General features: G+C 73.1%; 12 protein-coding genes and 1 pseudogene. 5 read left to right on the top strand and 8 right to left on the bottom strand.

Features of this window, described 5'->3' with window-relative positions:
• Nucleotides 1–11 precede the first annotated feature (11 nt).
• A complete protein-coding gene (locus tag ACFVXG_RS43750) occupies nucleotides 12–833 on the bottom strand; it encodes a purine-nucleoside phosphorylase (protein WP_387936093.1) in 822 nt (273 codons plus the stop codon).
• A 146-nt stretch (nucleotides 834–979) separates the two neighbouring features.
• Nucleotides 980–1,417 (bottom strand): gamma-glutamylcyclotransferase, encoded by a 438-nt coding sequence (locus ACFVXG_RS43745; RefSeq protein ID WP_350503464.1) that lies wholly within the window; start codon nucleotides 1,415–1,417, stop codon nucleotides 980–982.
• A 97-nt stretch (nucleotides 1,418–1,514) separates the two neighbouring features.
• Here ACFVXG_RS43745 and ACFVXG_RS43740 point away from each other — a divergent pair, with 97 nt between their 5' ends.
• Entirely contained in the window at nucleotides 1,515–2,966 is a 1,452-nt protein-coding gene (locus tag ACFVXG_RS43740) for an NAD(P)H-quinone dehydrogenase (RefSeq protein ID WP_387936092.1), read from the top strand.
• A gap of 236 nt (nucleotides 2,967–3,202) precedes the next feature.
• Nucleotides 3,203–4,159, top strand: coding sequence for a DeoR/GlpR family DNA-binding transcription regulator (locus ACFVXG_RS43735; RefSeq protein WP_387936122.1), 957 nt, complete (start codon nucleotides 3,203–3,205; stop codon nucleotides 4,157–4,159).
• A 218-nt stretch (nucleotides 4,160–4,377) separates the two neighbouring features.
• On the opposite strand, the gene ACFVXG_RS43730 is transcribed toward ACFVXG_RS43735, so the two are convergent.
• From ACFVXG_RS43730 to ACFVXG_RS43705, 6 genes are all read right to left on the bottom strand, one after another.
• The gene (locus tag ACFVXG_RS43730) at nucleotides 4,378–6,153 is read right to left on the bottom strand and encodes an acetyl/propionyl/methylcrotonyl-CoA carboxylase subunit alpha (protein ID WP_387936091.1); all 1,776 of its coding nucleotides are present in this window, start codon (nucleotides 6,151–6,153) and stop codon (nucleotides 4,378–4,380) included.
• 237 nt (nucleotides 6,154–6,390) lie between these two features.
• Entirely contained in the window at nucleotides 6,391–7,137 is a 747-nt protein-coding gene (locus tag ACFVXG_RS43725) for a hypothetical protein (protein WP_387936090.1), read from the bottom strand.
• A 95-nt stretch (nucleotides 7,138–7,232) separates the two neighbouring features.
• Nucleotides 7,233–7,835 (bottom strand): nucleoside triphosphate pyrophosphatase, encoded by a 603-nt coding sequence (locus tag ACFVXG_RS43720; RefSeq protein WP_387936089.1) that lies wholly within the window; start codon nucleotides 7,833–7,835, stop codon nucleotides 7,233–7,235.
• Between the two features lie 47 nt (nucleotides 7,836–7,882).
• The gene (gene mmpB, locus ACFVXG_RS43715) at nucleotides 7,883–8,023 is read right to left on the bottom strand and encodes a morphogenic membrane protein MmpB (protein ID WP_350503458.1); all 141 of its coding nucleotides are present in this window, start codon (nucleotides 8,021–8,023) and stop codon (nucleotides 7,883–7,885) included.
• 149 nt (nucleotides 8,024–8,172) lie between these two features.
• Nucleotides 8,173–8,394: an acyl-CoA carboxylase epsilon subunit gene (locus ACFVXG_RS43710; protein ID WP_387936088.1), complete on the bottom strand. Its 222-nt coding sequence runs from the start codon at nucleotides 8,392–8,394 to the stop codon at nucleotides 8,173–8,175.
• A 29-nt stretch (nucleotides 8,395–8,423) separates the two neighbouring features.
• Nucleotides 8,424–10,034, bottom strand: a complete 1,611-nt coding sequence (locus ACFVXG_RS43705) for an acyl-CoA carboxylase subunit beta (protein ID WP_387936087.1) — start codon at nucleotides 10,032–10,034, stop codon at nucleotides 8,424–8,426.
• 200 nt (nucleotides 10,035–10,234) lie between these two features.
• Between ACFVXG_RS43705 and ACFVXG_RS43700 the strand changes: the two genes are divergently transcribed.
• From ACFVXG_RS43700 to ACFVXG_RS43690, 3 genes and pseudogenes are all read left to right on the top strand, one after another.
• Nucleotides 10,235–11,140 (top strand): biotin--[acetyl-CoA-carboxylase] ligase, encoded by a 906-nt coding sequence (locus ACFVXG_RS43700; protein ID WP_387936086.1) that lies wholly within the window; start codon nucleotides 10,235–10,237, stop codon nucleotides 11,138–11,140.
• A gap of 173 nt (nucleotides 11,141–11,313) precedes the next feature.
• On the top strand, nucleotides 11,314–12,435 hold the full coding sequence (locus ACFVXG_RS43695; protein ID WP_387936085.1) for an adenylate/guanylate cyclase domain-containing protein: 1,122 nt from the start codon (nucleotides 11,314–11,316) through the stop codon (nucleotides 12,433–12,435).
• A gap of 284 nt (nucleotides 12,436–12,719) precedes the next feature.
• A pseudogene (locus ACFVXG_RS43690) lies at nucleotides 12,720–13,850 on the top strand (diguanylate cyclase domain-containing protein); the annotation flags it as partial.
• Nucleotides 13,851–14,566 lie beyond the last annotated feature (716 nt).

The raw sequence follows: 14,566 nt of genomic DNA, 5'->3' as shown, positions 1-14,566 counted from the left end.
CCCGGCAGGCGTCAGATCCGCTCCAGGACCTTCGCCAGCAGCTCGCCCATGCGCTCGGCCGAGGCCTTGCCGGCCTCCAGGACCTCTTCGTGGTTGAGCGGCTCGCCGGTGATGCCGGCGGCCAGGTTGGTGACCAGGGAGATGCCGAGCACCTCGGAGCCGGCCTCGCGGGCGGCGATGGCCTCCAGGGTGGTGGACATGCCGACCAGCTCGCCGCCGATCACCCGGGCCATGTTGACCTCGGCCGGGGTCTCGTAGTGCGGGCCGCGGAACTGGACGTAGACGGCCTCGTCCAGGCTCGGGTCGACCTCGCGGCACAGCGCGCGCAGGCGCTTGGAGTACAGGTCGGTGAGGTCGACGAAGTTGGCGCCGACGATCGGGGAGTCCGCGGTCAGGTTGATGTGGTCGCTGATCAGGACCGGCTGGCCCGGGGTCCAGCCGTCGCGCAGACCGCCGCAGCCGTTGGTCAGGACGATGATGCCGCAGCCGGCCGCGGCGGCGGTGCGCACGCCGTGGACGACGGTGGCCACGCCGTGGCCCTCGTAGTAGTGGTTGCGGCCGAGGAAGATCAGGGCGCGCTTGTCGCCGATCTTCACCGAGCGGATCTTGCCGGCGTGGCCGGCGACGGCGGGGGCGGGGAAGCCCGGGAGGTCGGTGACCGGGAACTCGGCCACGGTCTCGCCCAGGGCGTCGGCGGCCGGCACCCAGCCGGAGCCCATCACCAGGGCGACGTCGTGCCGCTCGGCACCGGTCAGCTCGCGCAGGCGCTCGGCGGCGGCCTGGGCGGCGGCGTAGGGGTCGGCGGAGACGACCGACTGAGGAGAAGCGTTCACGGGTCCGAGGATAGACGGCTTTCGACTACGCGCGTAGAAATTCCGCCGCGGCTTGCCGGATCGTTACCCGGTTGGCCCGAAAACACAGCTCGGTGGCGCTTTCGGGTGACCGGGTTCGTCGATTCGTACGGAAAGAAGACCGGCGATCAGCACGGCCGCCGGCGCAGCTCCATCACGTAGTCGTGCGGGGCCCCCGCGCTCTCCGCGGCGTCGGCGATCAGGCCGAGGTAGCGGGCCGCGGGCAGGCCGCCCTCGTAGTCGTTCAGCACGTACGTCCAGACCGGGATGTCGCCGTCCAGGGTCTGCGCCCGCAGCTTGATCTTGCGGTAGATGCCGAGCTGGACGCCCTCCCAGCGGTCCAGGCCCTCCTCGTCCATCGGCGCGATGTCGTAGAGGGAGACGAAGACCTGGTCCTTCTCGTCCTCCACGACGGTCGCCAGCGAGCCCTCCCAGCCGAGCTGCTCGCCGCCGAAGGTGAGCCGCCAGCCGTCCAGCCACCCCGTGCCGCGGAGCGGGGAGTGCGGGGCTCGGCGGGTCATCTGCCGGGCATCGAGGTTGGTGGCATACGCGGCGTAAAGGGGCATGGGTGCAGCGTAGCCCGGCCGGTGCACGGGACGGGGCCAGTGGATGAAGGTACCGAGCGCGGACCCCGTTGTGGCGCCGCTCCCGGCGTGCGGGACAATGGGGTACGTGACTCGGATCGTGATCATCGGTGGCGGACCCGGCGGCTACGAGGCGGCCCTGGTGGCCTCTCAGCTCGGCGCGGAGGTGACCGTCGTCGACCGCGACGGTCTGGGCGGATCGGCGGTGCTCACGGACTGCGTGCCGTCGAAGACCCTGATCGCGACCGCGGAGGTGATGACCACCTTCGACAGCTCGTACGAGGAGCTGGGCATCACGGTCGACCAGGGCGCGGCCGCCGACCGGGAGACCAAGGTCATCGGCGTGGACCTGGGCAAGGTCAACCGCCGTGTGAAGCGGCTGGCGATCGCCCAGTCCCACGACATCACCCAGTCCGTCACCCGCGCCGGGGTCACCGTGCTGCGCGGCCGCGGCCGGCTCGGCGCCGGCGGGCAGGCCGTGGACGGCTCCCGCGAGGTGCTGGTGGACGGCCCCGACGGCAGCGTGCAGTCGGTGCGCGCCGACGCGGTGCTGATCGCCACCGGCGCCCACCCGCGCGAGGTGCCGGACGCCAAGCCGGACGGCGAGCGGATCCTCACCTGGACCCAGGTCTACGACCTGGAGGAGCTGCCCCGCGAGCTGATCGTGGTCGGTTCCGGTGTGACCGGCGCCGAGTTCGCCGGCGCGTACCAGGCGCTCGGCTCCAAGGTGACCCTGGTCTCCAGCCGCGACCGGGTGCTGCCGGGCGAGGACCCGGACGCCGCCGAGGTGCTGGAGGAGGTCTTCCGCCGCCGCGGCATGAACGTGATGAGCCGTTCGCGCGCCGAGAGCGCCAAGCGGATCGGCGACCGGGTCGAGGTGACCCTCTCCGACGGCAAGGTGATCGAGGGCACCCACTGCCTGATGGCGGTCGGCTCGATCCCCAACACCGCCGAGATGGGCCTGGAGGAGGCCGGGGTCAAGCTCAACGACTGGGGCCAGATCCAGGTCGACCGGGTCTCCCGCACCAGCGCCCCGGGCGTGTACGCGGCCGGCGACTGCACCGGCGTCTTCATGCTCGCCTCGGTGGCGGCCATGCAGGGCCGGATCGCGATGTACCACGCGCTGGGCGACGCGGTGCAGCCGCTGAACCTCAAGACCGTGGCCTCCAACGTCTTCACCGACCCGGAGATCGCCACCGTCGGCTACACCGCCGCCGACGTGCAGTGCGGCAAGATGGACGCCGTCGAGGTGAAGCTGCCGTTGCGCGGCAACCCGCGGGCGAAGATGCAGGGCATCCGGGACGGCTTCGTGAAGCTGTTCTGCCGCCCGGGCACCGGCATCGTGGTCGGCGGCGTGGTCGTCGCCCCGCGGGCCAGCGAGCTGATCCACCCGATCGCGCTGGCGGTGGACGCCAATCTGACGGTCGAACAGGTGGCCAGCGCCTTCACCGTCTACCCGTCCGTCTCCGGCTCGACCGCCGAGGCCGCCCGGCAGCTGCACGTCCGCAAGCGGGCCGACGGCGAATCCTGAGCTCAAGGCGCACAGTTGAGGGCGGCTGCCGATCGGCGGCCGCCCTTCGCGCAGGCATGATCGTCACCCGGACGGCGGGCGCAGTTCCGGGTTGTTGACGGCGCGTATTGTACGGTCACGCGCCGCTCTTGCGTGAGCAATTCCCGCTACCAGCTGCAAACGCCTGAAAGCAGACGGTCACGCGGGTTACCGTCGGTTCTGTGTTTGCAGCAGAACGTCGCCAGTTGATCCTCGAAATGGTGCGCGCCAACGGAGCTGTCTCGCTCCGGGAGTTGGCCCGCGTCGTCCAGACCTCCGAAGTGACCGTGCGCCGTGACGTGCGGGCGCTGGAGGCAGAAGGGCTCCTCGACCGCCGGCACGGCGGCGCGGTGCTCCCCGGCGGCTTCAGCCGCGAACCCGGCTACCCGCAGAAGACCCACCTGTCCGCGGCGGAGAAGAGCGCCATCGCGGACCTCGCCGCCGGGCTGGTGGAGGAGGGCGACGCGGTGGTGGTCGGCGCCGGCACCACCACCCAGGAGCTGGCCCGCCGGCTGGCCCGGGTGCCCGGGCTGACGGTGGTCACCAACTCGCTGCTGGTCGCCCAGGCGCTGGCACACGCCAACCGGGTCGAGGTGGTGATGACCGGCGGCACCCTGCGCGGCTCCAACTACGCCCTGGTGGGCAGTGGCGCCGAGCAGTCGCTGCAGGGGCTGCGGGTCACCAAGGCCTTCATCTCCGGCAGCGGGCTGACCGCCGAGCGGGGGCTGTCGACCGCGAACATGCTGTCCGCGAGCGTGGACCGGGCCATGGTGCTGGCGGCCGCCGAGGTCATCGTCCTCGCCGACCACACCAAGCTCGGCGCGGCCGGCATGTTCCAGACCGTCGCCACCGAGACCATCACCCGGCTGGTCACCGACGAGCAGGCCACCGCCGACGACGCCACCGCCCGCGAGCTGGACGCGCTCGCCGACTGCGGGGTGCAGATCGACCTGGCGCCGTTCGGGGCCGGGCCGGGCGCCGACGCCCCCGTGCACGGCACCGGCAGCGGCCCGGTGCACCAGACCCAGCCCGGCCCGCTGGGCCGCCGGCCCGTCCCGCCGCCCGGCGGCGCCCCGCTGCCCGGCCAGCGCCGCCCCGGGGCGCACGGCGGCCCGGTCGGCCCCGGCGGCCTGCCGGTCCGGCTGGCCGAGATGGGCCTGCCGCGCGGGCGCTGAGGCAGGCCGTGCCGCGGCGCGCCTACCCGCCCCGAGCCGAAGGGGCGCGCCGGTGCCGAAAGAGAGAAGCGACAAGCGAGGCACGAGCGCCGGAGCGCCGACCGTCGGCGCCGGGTCAGGAGCGCCCGGAGGCGAGCGGGCGAGTCACAGGGTAAAAGCGACCGGTCCGCACCCCCCGAAGGGAGTACGGACCGGTCGGAGGATTGACGAGTGCTGCGTCAGTCCTTGATCTCGCACAGCGCGGCGCCGCTGCTGACGCTCGCGCCCACCTCGGCCTTGAGGCCGACGACGGTGCCCGCCTTGTGGGCGTTCAGCGGCTGCTCCATCTTCATCGCCTCCAGGACCACGATCAGCTCGCCCTCGGCGACGACCTGGCCCTCCTCGACGGCGACCTTGACGATGGTGCCCTGCATCGGCGAGGCCAGGGTGTCACCGCTGACGGCCGAACCGGCCTTCTTGGCGCCCACCCGGCGCTTGGCCTTGGCGGCACCCGTCGCCCCGGCGGCTGGGGCCGCCGCGACGCCCAGCGAGGACGGCAGCGAGACCTCGATCCGCTTGCCGCCGACCTCGACGACCACGGTCTCCCGGGTCTCCGTCTCCTCGGCCTCGCCGGCGCCGCCGGTGAACGCCGGGATGGTGTTGTCGAACTCGGTCTCGATCCAGCGGGTGTAGATCGTGAACGGCCCGTCGCCGCCGTGCACCTCCGGCGCGAACGCCGGGTCGGTGACGACCGCCTGGTGGAACGGGATGGCGGTGGCCATGCCCTCGACCTTGAACTCGCTCAGCGCGCGCTTGGCCCGCTCCAGGGCCTGCTTGCGGTCGCGGCCGGAGACGATCAGCTTGGCCAGCAGCGAGTCCCAGGCGGGGCCGATGACCGAGCCGGACTCCACGCCGGAGTCCAGGCGTACGCCCGGGCCGGACGGCGGGGAGAACAGCGTCACGGTGCCGGGCGCGGGCAGGAAGTTGCGGCCCGGGTCCTCGCCGTTGATGCGGAACTCGAAGGAGTGGCCGCGCACCTCGGGGTCGCCGTAGCCGAGCTCCTCGCCGTCGGCGATCCGGAACATCTCGCGGACCAGGTCGATCCCGGTGACCTCCTCGGTGACCGGGTGCTCCACCTGCAGACGGGTGTTGACCTCCAGGAAGGAGATCGTGCCGTCCAGCGCGACCAGGAACTCGCAGGTCCCGGCGCCCTCGTAGCCGGCCTCCTTGAGGATGGCCTTGGAGGCGCGGTACAGCTCGGCGTTCTGCGCCTCGGTCAGGAACGGCGCGGGCGCCTCCTCGACCAGCTTCTGGTGCCGGCGCTGCAGCGAGCAGTCACGGGTGGAGACGACCACCACGTTGCCGTGCTTGTCCGCGAGGCACTGGGTCTCCACGTGCCGCGGGTTGTCCAGGTAGCGCTCCACGAAGCACTCGCCGCGACCGAAGGCGGCGACCGCCTCGCGCACCGCGGACTCGTACAGCTCCGGGATCTCCTCCAGGTTGCGGGCGACCTTGAGGCCGCGACCGCCGCCGCCGAACGCCGCCTTGATGGCGACCGGCAGGCCGTGCTCCCGGGCGAACGCGACGACCTCGTCGGCGCCCGAGACCGGGTCCGGCGTGCCGGCCACCAGCGGGGCGCCGGCGCGCTGGGCGACGTGACGGGCGGTGACCTTGTCACCGAGGTCGCGGATGGCCTGCGGCGGCGGGCCGATCCAGGTCAGGCCCGCGTCGAGGACGGCCTGGGCGAAGTCGGCGTTCTCCGACAGGAACCCGTAGCCGGGGTGGACGGCGTCGGCCCCGGAGTCCTCGGCGGCCTTGAGCACCTTGGCGATGTCCAGGTAACTGGTGCCGGGGGTGTCACCGCCCAGCGCGTAAGCCTCGTCGGCCGCGCGGACGTGCAGCGCATCCCGGTCCGGCTCGGCGTAGACGGCGACGCTGGCGATACCGGCGTCCGAGCAGGCCCTGGCGACGCGGACGGCGATTTCCCCGCGGTTGGCGATGAGCACCTTGCGCACTGTGGCTCCCTTCTTGAACCTCGATGAGTTTATGGATTCCTGGGCAGTACCGGCGAGTAGCCCCGGGTTGTGAACTATCCCACACGCTCGGTGATGGGAATTCCGGCCTCCGCGGCCGGGCCGTGGGCGAGTTCGCAGGTCGCGCCCGGTGCGGTCGGGCGGGCGGGGTCGACGGTGGGTGACCGGGGGGCGGCGTGGCGGGTCGGTGGGATGGAACACACCTTCCCCGGCCCGCTCTCACCCCGCGCCGGTGCCGGCCGGCGCCGGGGCCGCGGGGCGTCGGAGCGCCTCGGCCGTCACGTCGGCGACCGGCTCGACCATGTCCGGCCCGTACGCCTCCGGGTTGACCACCCGCAGGAGCAGCGCGAAGGTGCCGTTGCGGCCGTGCTCGCGGGCCAGTTGGCGGTGGTGCGCGACCAGGTAGCGGACGCCGGCCTGGTTGGCCGTGCCGGTCTGGCCGGAGATCAGGAACACCGGGCGGCCGCCGTCCGGGGTGGCGATCCGGGCCAGCAGGACGTGGGTCCGGTCGGGCTCGGCGGTGAACTCCCGGCCGCCCACCACGATCACGTTGCTGCCCGGGCCCGGGCCGGAGGTGATCAGCACGCCCGGCAGGCCCCAGGCCAGGTGGGCGGCCATCCGCTCGTTGCTGACCGGACCGCCCAGGCACAGCTCGGTCTTGGCGCCCAGGCCGCGGTTCGCGGCGTCGTGGGCGACCAGTTCGGGCCGGGCGCCGCACTCCTCGACCAGCCCGGCCAGCCACATCAGGGCGTAGGCGTCCCGGCGGGTCACGGTGTTGGCGTGCGAGCCCGTCCCGACGCTGCGGGGCACCACGATCAGGCACTCGCTGCCGGCCGGCAGCCCGAAGAACTCCCGGACCCGCTCGACCTTCCGGCGCCGCCGCAGGGCCTGGGCCAGCCAGCCGAGCCCGGCGCTGATGGCACTGGCCACCAGGCCGAGCACCACGTTGAGCACGTTGTCGGTCATCGCCGCGTTCCCTCCCCGTTCGAACGCCGGTCAGCTTAGACGGGCACCGGGCGGATGCGGCAGGTCAGTTGGTCCACGGAGTCAGTTGAGCAACGTCAGTTGGCCCACAGATCGGTGATGCGGACGTCCAGGTCGGCGAGCAGCCGGCGCAGCAGCGGCAGGGACAGGCCGATGACGTTGCCCGGGTCGCCGTCGATGCCGTCGATGAACGGCGCCGAGCGGCCGTCCAGGGTGAACGCCCCGGCCACGTACAGGGGTTCGCCGGAGGCGACGTAGGCGGCCACCTCGGCGTCGTCCGGGGTGCCGAAGCGGACGGTGGTGGAGGCGGTCGCCGAGGACTGCCGGCCGGTCGCGGTGTCGATCACGCAGTGGCCGGTGCGGAGCACCCCGTCGCGACCGCGCATGGACTGCCAGCGGGCCAGCGCCTCGGTGGCGTCGGCGGGCTTGCCGAGGGCCAGGCCGTCCAGCTCCAGGACGGAGTCGCAGCCGATCACCAGCTCGCCGCCGGTCAGTTCGGCGGCGACGGCCTTCGCCTTGGCCTCGGCCAGGACGAGGGCGAGCTCGCCGGGGGTGGCGGCGCTGATCGCGTCCTCGTCGACGCCGCTGACCACCACGCGCGGGTCGAGCCCCGCCTGGCGCAGCAGCCCGAGGCGGGCGGGGGAGGCGGAAGCGAGGACGAGGGCGCGCTGGTCGGTCATGCCCACCAGAGTAGGGGGTGCGGGGTTCAGCCGTTCGGGTGAACGGGTCAGGTGAAGTACCGGCTGACCATGATCAGGACGGCGCCCACCAGCACGATCGCGGCGAGCACCTTGCCGGACCGCTGCATCCGCTGCTGCATGCGACGGGCCTCGGGCGAGGGCCCGTCCTCGGGGTCTGACCAGAGCACCCGTCCAGAGTGCGGTGCGGGTGGGGGCGGGCGCCTGAGTATCCGTACTCAGGTTTCGGGCAAAGCGGGCGACCCCCGCCCCGGAGGCGAGCGGGCGAGTTACGGAGCAGGAAGTCGGGCGGGCCGACTTCCTGCTCCGGGCGGTCAACTCAGTGCGCCCAGCCCGAGGTCCGCCAGGCGTTGGCGCCCGGGCGGACGGCGGGGCGGAGCATCCGGGAGCGGTCGTTCCAGGGGGAGGCCGGGCCGACACCGGCCAGGCGCGCCGCCTCGGCGGCGGCCTGCGCGGCGGCGGCCCGGGCCTGGACCACCGCCAGGACGGTGGCGAGCTCCTCGGGGGTCGGCTGCCCGTGCAGCACGTGGATCGGGGACATGGCTGGTTCTCTCCCGAGTGGGGTGGTGCCTACAGGGGGATGTTGCCGTGCTTCTTGGGCGGCAGCACCTCGCGCTTGCCGCGCAGCGCCCGCAGGCCCCGGACGATGTGCCGGCGGGTCTCGCTGGGGGCGATCACCGCGTCGACGTAGCCGCGCTCGGCGGCCAGGTACGGGTTCAGCAGGGTGTCCTCGTAGGAGGCGATCAGCTCGGCCCGCTTCTCCTCGACGGTGCCGGTCGCCTCGGCCTCGGCGATCTCCCGGCGGTGCAGGATGTTGACCGCGCCCTGGGCGCCCATCACCGCGATCTGCGCGGTCGGCCAGGCCAGGTTGAGGTCGGCGCCCAGGTGCTTGGAGCCCATCACGTCGTACGCGCCGCCGAAGGCCTTGCGGGTGATCACGGTGATCAGCGGGACGGTCGCCTCGGCGTAGGCGTAGATCAGCTTGGCGCCGCGGCGGATGATGCCGTCCCACTCCTGCTCGGTGCCGGGCAGGAAGCCGGGCACGTCCACGAAGGTCAGCACCGGGATGTTGAAGGAGTCGCAGGTGCGGATGAACCGCGCGGCCTTCTCGCTGGCGTTGATGTCCAGGCAGCCGGCCAGGTCCATCGGCTGGTTGCCGACGATGCCGACCGGGTGGCCCTCGACCCGGCCGAAGCCGGTGATGATGTTGCCCGCGTACAGCGGCTGGGTCTCCAGGAACTCGGCGTCGTCGACGATGTGCTCGATCACCTTGCGCATGTCGTACGGCTGGTTCGCCGAGTCCGGCACGATGGCGTCGAGTTCGAGGTCCTCGTCGGTGACCGAGAGGTCCGCCTGCTCCGGGTAGGACGGCGGGTCGCTCAGGTTGTTGGAGGGCAGGTACGACAGCAGGCTCTTGACGTACTCGATCGCCTCCTTCTCGTCCGTGGCCAGGTAGTGGGCGTTGCCGGACTTGGTGTTGTGGGTGCGGGCGCCGCCCAGCTCCTCCATGCCGACGTCCTCGCCGGTCACCGTCTTGATCACGTCCGGGCCGGTGATGAACATGTGCGAGGTCTGGTCGGCCATCACCACGAAGTCGGTGATCGCGGGGGAGTAGACCGCGCCGCCCGCGCAGGGGCCCATGATCAGCGAGATCTGCGGGATGACGCCCGAGGCGTGCACGTTGCGGCGGAAGATCTCGCCGTACAGGCCGAGCGAGACCACGCCCTCCTGGATCCGGGCGCCGCCGGAGTCGTTGATGCCGATGACCGGGCAGCCGGTCTTCAGTGCGAAGTCCATCACCTTGACGATCTTCTCGCCGAAGACCTCGCCGAGCGAACCGCCGAAGACGGTGAAGTCCTGGGCGAAGACGGCGACCTGGCGGCCGTCGACGGTGCCGTAGCCGGTCACCACGCCGTCGCCGTACGGCCGGTTCTTCTCCTGGCCGAAGTTGGTCGAGCGGTGCCGGGCGAACTCGTCGAACTCGACGAAGGAGTCCTCGTCCAGCAGCTCCAGGACCCGCTCACGGGCCGTCTGCTTGCCCTTGGCGTGCTGCTTCTCCACGGCCTTGGACGAGCCGGAGTGCACCGCCTCGTCCAGCCTGCGCCGCAGGTCGGCCAGCTTCCCGGCGGTGGTGTGGGGGTCGTACGGCGCCTCGGTCATCCGGTGGCTCTCCCTGATCATGGGCCGCGACCTGTTCGATCGCGCGGGCCGGGATCGGGGGCTCGCGCACGAGGGCAGGGCGGCGCTGCGAACTACCGCTGCGTAGCGTAACCAGCGCGCAGGGCGATGCGGCATGTCCTGGCGTTATGGCCATCGACACAGTGTGTTAACGAGCGTTCTGCGGGACGATGGGGCGGCGTAGTGCCTCTAGTGTGCTGCTCATGACCGCACCCGAGACCCCCCGCCGCAGCGGACTGCGCGGCTTCGGCCGCACCGGACCGTCCCCCTGGACCGACCTGGACCGGCCGCCGCTGGACCAGGAGGCGCTGCGCCGCGACCTGGTCGTCCCGGGCGGGCTCTGGACCTCGCTGGACGTCGTCGCCGAGACCGGTTCGACCAACAGCGACCTCGCCGCGCTGGCCCGCTCCGGCGCCCCGCAGGGCGCGGTGCTGGTCGCCGAGGCGCAGAGTGCCGCGCGCGGCCGACTCGACCGGCAGTGGACCGCCCCGGCGCGCTCCGGACTGTTCCTGTCCTTCCTGCTGCGCCCCGAGGAGGTGCCGGTCGAGCGGTACGGCTGGCTGCCGATCCTGGTCGGCGTGGCCGCCGCCAGCACCCTCGACCGGGTGGCCGGGATCGAGGTCGGGCTGAAGTGGCCCAACGACCTGCAGACCGGGATCGACGGCGCGGAGCGCAAGCTCGGCGGCATCCTCACCGAGCTGAGCGGCGGCGCGGTGGTGGTCGGGATGGGCCTCAACGTCTCGCTGCGCACCGCGGAACTGCCCGTCCCCACTGCCGCCTCGCTCGCGCTGGCCGGCGCCGCCACCACCGACCGCTCGGTCCTGCTGCGCGCCCTGCTGCGCGAGTTCGCCGGGCTCTACCGGGAGTGGACGGCGGCCGCCGGGGATCCGCACGCCAGCGACCTGCTGCGTGCGTACGCGGACCGCTGCAGCACCCTGGGCCGCCAGGTGAAGGTGCACCTGCCGGGCGACCGCGAGCTGGTCGGCGAGGCGGTGGCGATCGACGGGGACGGCCGTCTGGTGGTCCGCACCGCCGACGGCGCACGCCGGGCGGTCGGCGCGGGGGACGTGGTCCACGTCCGCCCCGAACCGCGCCCCGAACCGCGCTGAACGGCAGTCTTCACCTCTCCTTGACCCGGGCGGATGCTCCGGATCACGTGATTCCGTGCGAACATTCCACCTGGCAGCGGTGTGAGGCGCGCCACTGTCCGCACGGGTGGCGGGCGGGGTGCCGGGACAGGTAGGAAACGAGGCAAGTGCGGCAACCGCACGGGGACGGACCGGTGGCAGAGGACGGCAACAGCGGGACGGCGGGCAGCCACGACCCCACGGTCGCGCTCGAACTGGAACGCCTGATCCTGGACGCACCACGCCGCTACACCCCGTACCAGGCCGCGCGCGCCGCCGACGTCCCGATGGAGCTGGCCACCCGCTTCTGGCGGGCCATGGGCTTCCCCGACATCGGCCAGTCCCGGGCACTCACCGACGGCGACGTGATCGCGCTGCGGCGGCTGGCCGGCCTGGTCGAGTCCGGACTGCTCAGCGAGTCGATGGCGATCCAGGTGGCCCGCTCCACCGGCCAGACCACGGCCCGGCTGGCCGGCTGGCAGATGGACACCTTCCTGGAGAACCTCACCCAGGCCGTCGAGCCCGGACTGACCCGCGCCGACGTCGCGTACCCGCTGGTCGAGCTGCTGCTGCCGGAGCTGGAGCAGTTCCTGGTGTACGTCTGGCGGCGCCAGCTGGCCGCCGTCACCGGCCGGGTCGTGCAGGCCGCCGAGGACCACGAGATGACCAGCGGACGGCTCGCGGTCGGCTTCGCGGACCTGGTCGGCTTCACCCGGCTGTCCCGGCGGCTGGAGGAGGAGGAGCTCGGCGAACTGGTCGAGACCTTCGAGAACACCTGCTCCGACCTGATCGCCGGGCAGGGCGGCCGGGTGATCAAGACCCTCGGCGACGAGATCCTCTACGTCTCCGAGGACCCGGCCACCGCCGCCGAGATCGCGCTCAGCCTGATCGACGCCCTCGCCGAGGACGAGACCATCCCGGCGCTGCGGGTCGGCATGGCCTTCGGCACCGTCACCCAGCGGATGGGCGACGTGTTCGGCACCACCGTGAACCTGGCCAGCCGACTCACCTCGATCGCGCCCAAGGACGCGGTGCTGATCGACGGGGAGTTCGCCGCCGCCCTGGAGCTGAACGGCAGCGTCGCCCCCGCCGACTCGGAAGGGCCCGGCCTGGCGGAGGCACTGTCGGTGGCGGCCGGGATGCCCGCCTCCGGGCTGCCGGTGCCGGGGCCGGACGCGGGGGCGCGGTTCCACCTCCAGCCGATGTGGCGGCGGCCGGTGCGGGGGCTGGGGCTGGTGGAGCCGTGGCTGCTGACGCGGCGGATGAAGGCGGAGTAGCCCGACCGTTCGCGGGTAGCGCTCCCGAATGGTTGAAGGTCGTACGGTCGGTTGTGGGTCTCTCCGGGCAAACGGGGCAAAACCGAACGAAATCGCCATAGTCTTGGTGCAAGCGGCCGACGGGTACGGCCGACCGGTGGGGGTCCGGCAGGACCTGGCACAGGGAGCGAGGCGAGCCGGTGAGCAGTGAGGCGATCACGACGGACCGCGGCTGCGAGAGTCCGCACCGCGCCGACCCGCTGCCCGACCTGCGGCTGCAATCGGTGGTCGAACTCGCCCAGGACATGGCCGGGGCGCTCACCCCGCTGGAGGCCGTCCGGGCCGCCGCCGCCCGGGCCACCGAGGCGCTCGGCGCGACCATGGCCGCCGTGTCGGTCTGGGACCGCGAATCCGGCCGGCTGCGGGTGCTGGTCAACCACGGCGCACTCGCGCCCGGCGAGGAGGAACTCCCGGAGGACGAGTCGTACCCGGTCGCGGACTTCCCGGAGATCGTCACCTACCTGGAGGAGCGCTGGACCACCGGTCGGCTGCCGCGCGCCTGGCTGCAGACCGCCGAGAACGTCGAGCCGCACGCCGGGCACACCCACCCGACCGCCGGCGCGTACTGCCAGGAACGCGCCGCCGCGCTGCGCCGGCGCGGCCGGGGCTGCTGCGTGGTCGCGCCGATCGTGCTGCACGGGCAGGCCTGGGGCGAGCTCTACCTCGCCCGGGCCGTCGGCCAGCCGACCTTCACCCAGGCCGACGCCGACTACGCGACCCTGCTCGCCGCCCAGATCTCGGCCGGCCTCGCCCAGACCGAGCGCCTCGCCGACCTGCGCCGACTCGCCTTCTCCGACCCGCTCACCGGCCTCGCCAACCGGCGTGCCGTCGACGCCCGGCTGGAGAGCGCGCTGGAGGCCCACAACCGGGACAACACCGTGGTCTCGCTGGTGGTCTGCGACGTCAACGGACTGAAGCGGGTCAACGACCAGCTCGGCCACGAGATGGGCGACCGGCTGCTGGAACGCTTCGCCCACCAGCTCTCCCTGGCCGCCGCCAAACTGCCCGGCAGCCTCGCCGCCCGGCTCGGCGGGGACGAGTTCTGCCTGCTCGCCGAAGGGCAGAAGGCCGACGAGGTGGTCGCCGTCGCCGAAGAACTGTGCGCCCGGGCCCTCGCGCTGTCCGAGGGCGAGGGAGTCGCCTGCGGCGTTGCCTCCACCGGGGACTCCATCGGGCCGGTCACCACGCCCGACCGGCTCTTCCGGCTCGCCGACGCCGCCCAGTACCGCGCCAAGGCCGCCCGCGCCGCCCACCCCGTCGTCGCCGGACGCAGCCACGGCCCCGGCTTCTCGCCCGACCCCACCGTGCTGCTCGCCGACGCCGCCGACCCCCACCACCGCGCCGACGGACGCCGCGGGCCCGGCGGCCGGACCGGCACCGCCGACCGGCGCCGGTTCCGCGGAGCCGCCCACAGCGCCGACCCCGGGCAGCTGCTCACCGCCGTCCTCTCCGCCCTCGACCACGCCGCGGCCGCCCGGGCCGTCCACCCGGCCGACACCCTCGGCAAGCTCGCGGTCGTCGCCGAGACCTCCGCCCGGCTGCTCGACGCGGTCGGCTGGTGGGTGTCGTACGTGCCGCCCGGCTCGCAGCTGATGCGGACCGCGCGGCACGCGGTCTACCGGATGACCAGCGGGCCCAGCAGCACCCGGGCCGAGACCCAGCGGGCGCAGATCGAGGCGCCGGATGCCGTTTTCGACCTCCGTCACTACCCGATGACCAGGCGGGCGGTGCGGGGTGGCGCGTTCGCGCTGCGGGCGGGGGCGGCGGGGAACGATCCGGCGGAGGAGGCGATGCTCGTGGTCTCCGGGTACCGGGGGATGGTTGCGGCGGGGGGTCAGAATCCGGCGGGTGGGTGGTTGGTGGAGCTGTTCGCGGATGATGCGACGTTGCCGTTGGGGCAGGTGGCTTGTGCGATGAGGGGGTTGGTGGCGGTGGCGGTGGCGGGAGGGGCTTCGCCGCCGGCGGGGTAGGGGGGTGGGGGGTCCGCTGCGCGGGGCTGGGGTGTGGGGGTGGGCTTTCGGGAGGGTGGGTGGGTCCGGGGGCGGTTCCGGGGGTGGGAGAGAACGGGGCTGCATGGATTTGGTTAGGCCGG

It is taken from the genome of Kitasatospora sp. NPDC058162, assembly GCF_042884005.1.
Taxonomy (GTDB): domain Bacteria; phylum Actinomycetota; class Actinomycetes; order Streptomycetales; family Streptomycetaceae; genus Kitasatospora.
Note: the sequence above shows the minus strand (reverse complement) of the source record. Positions and strands in the feature narration are given on the sequence as shown.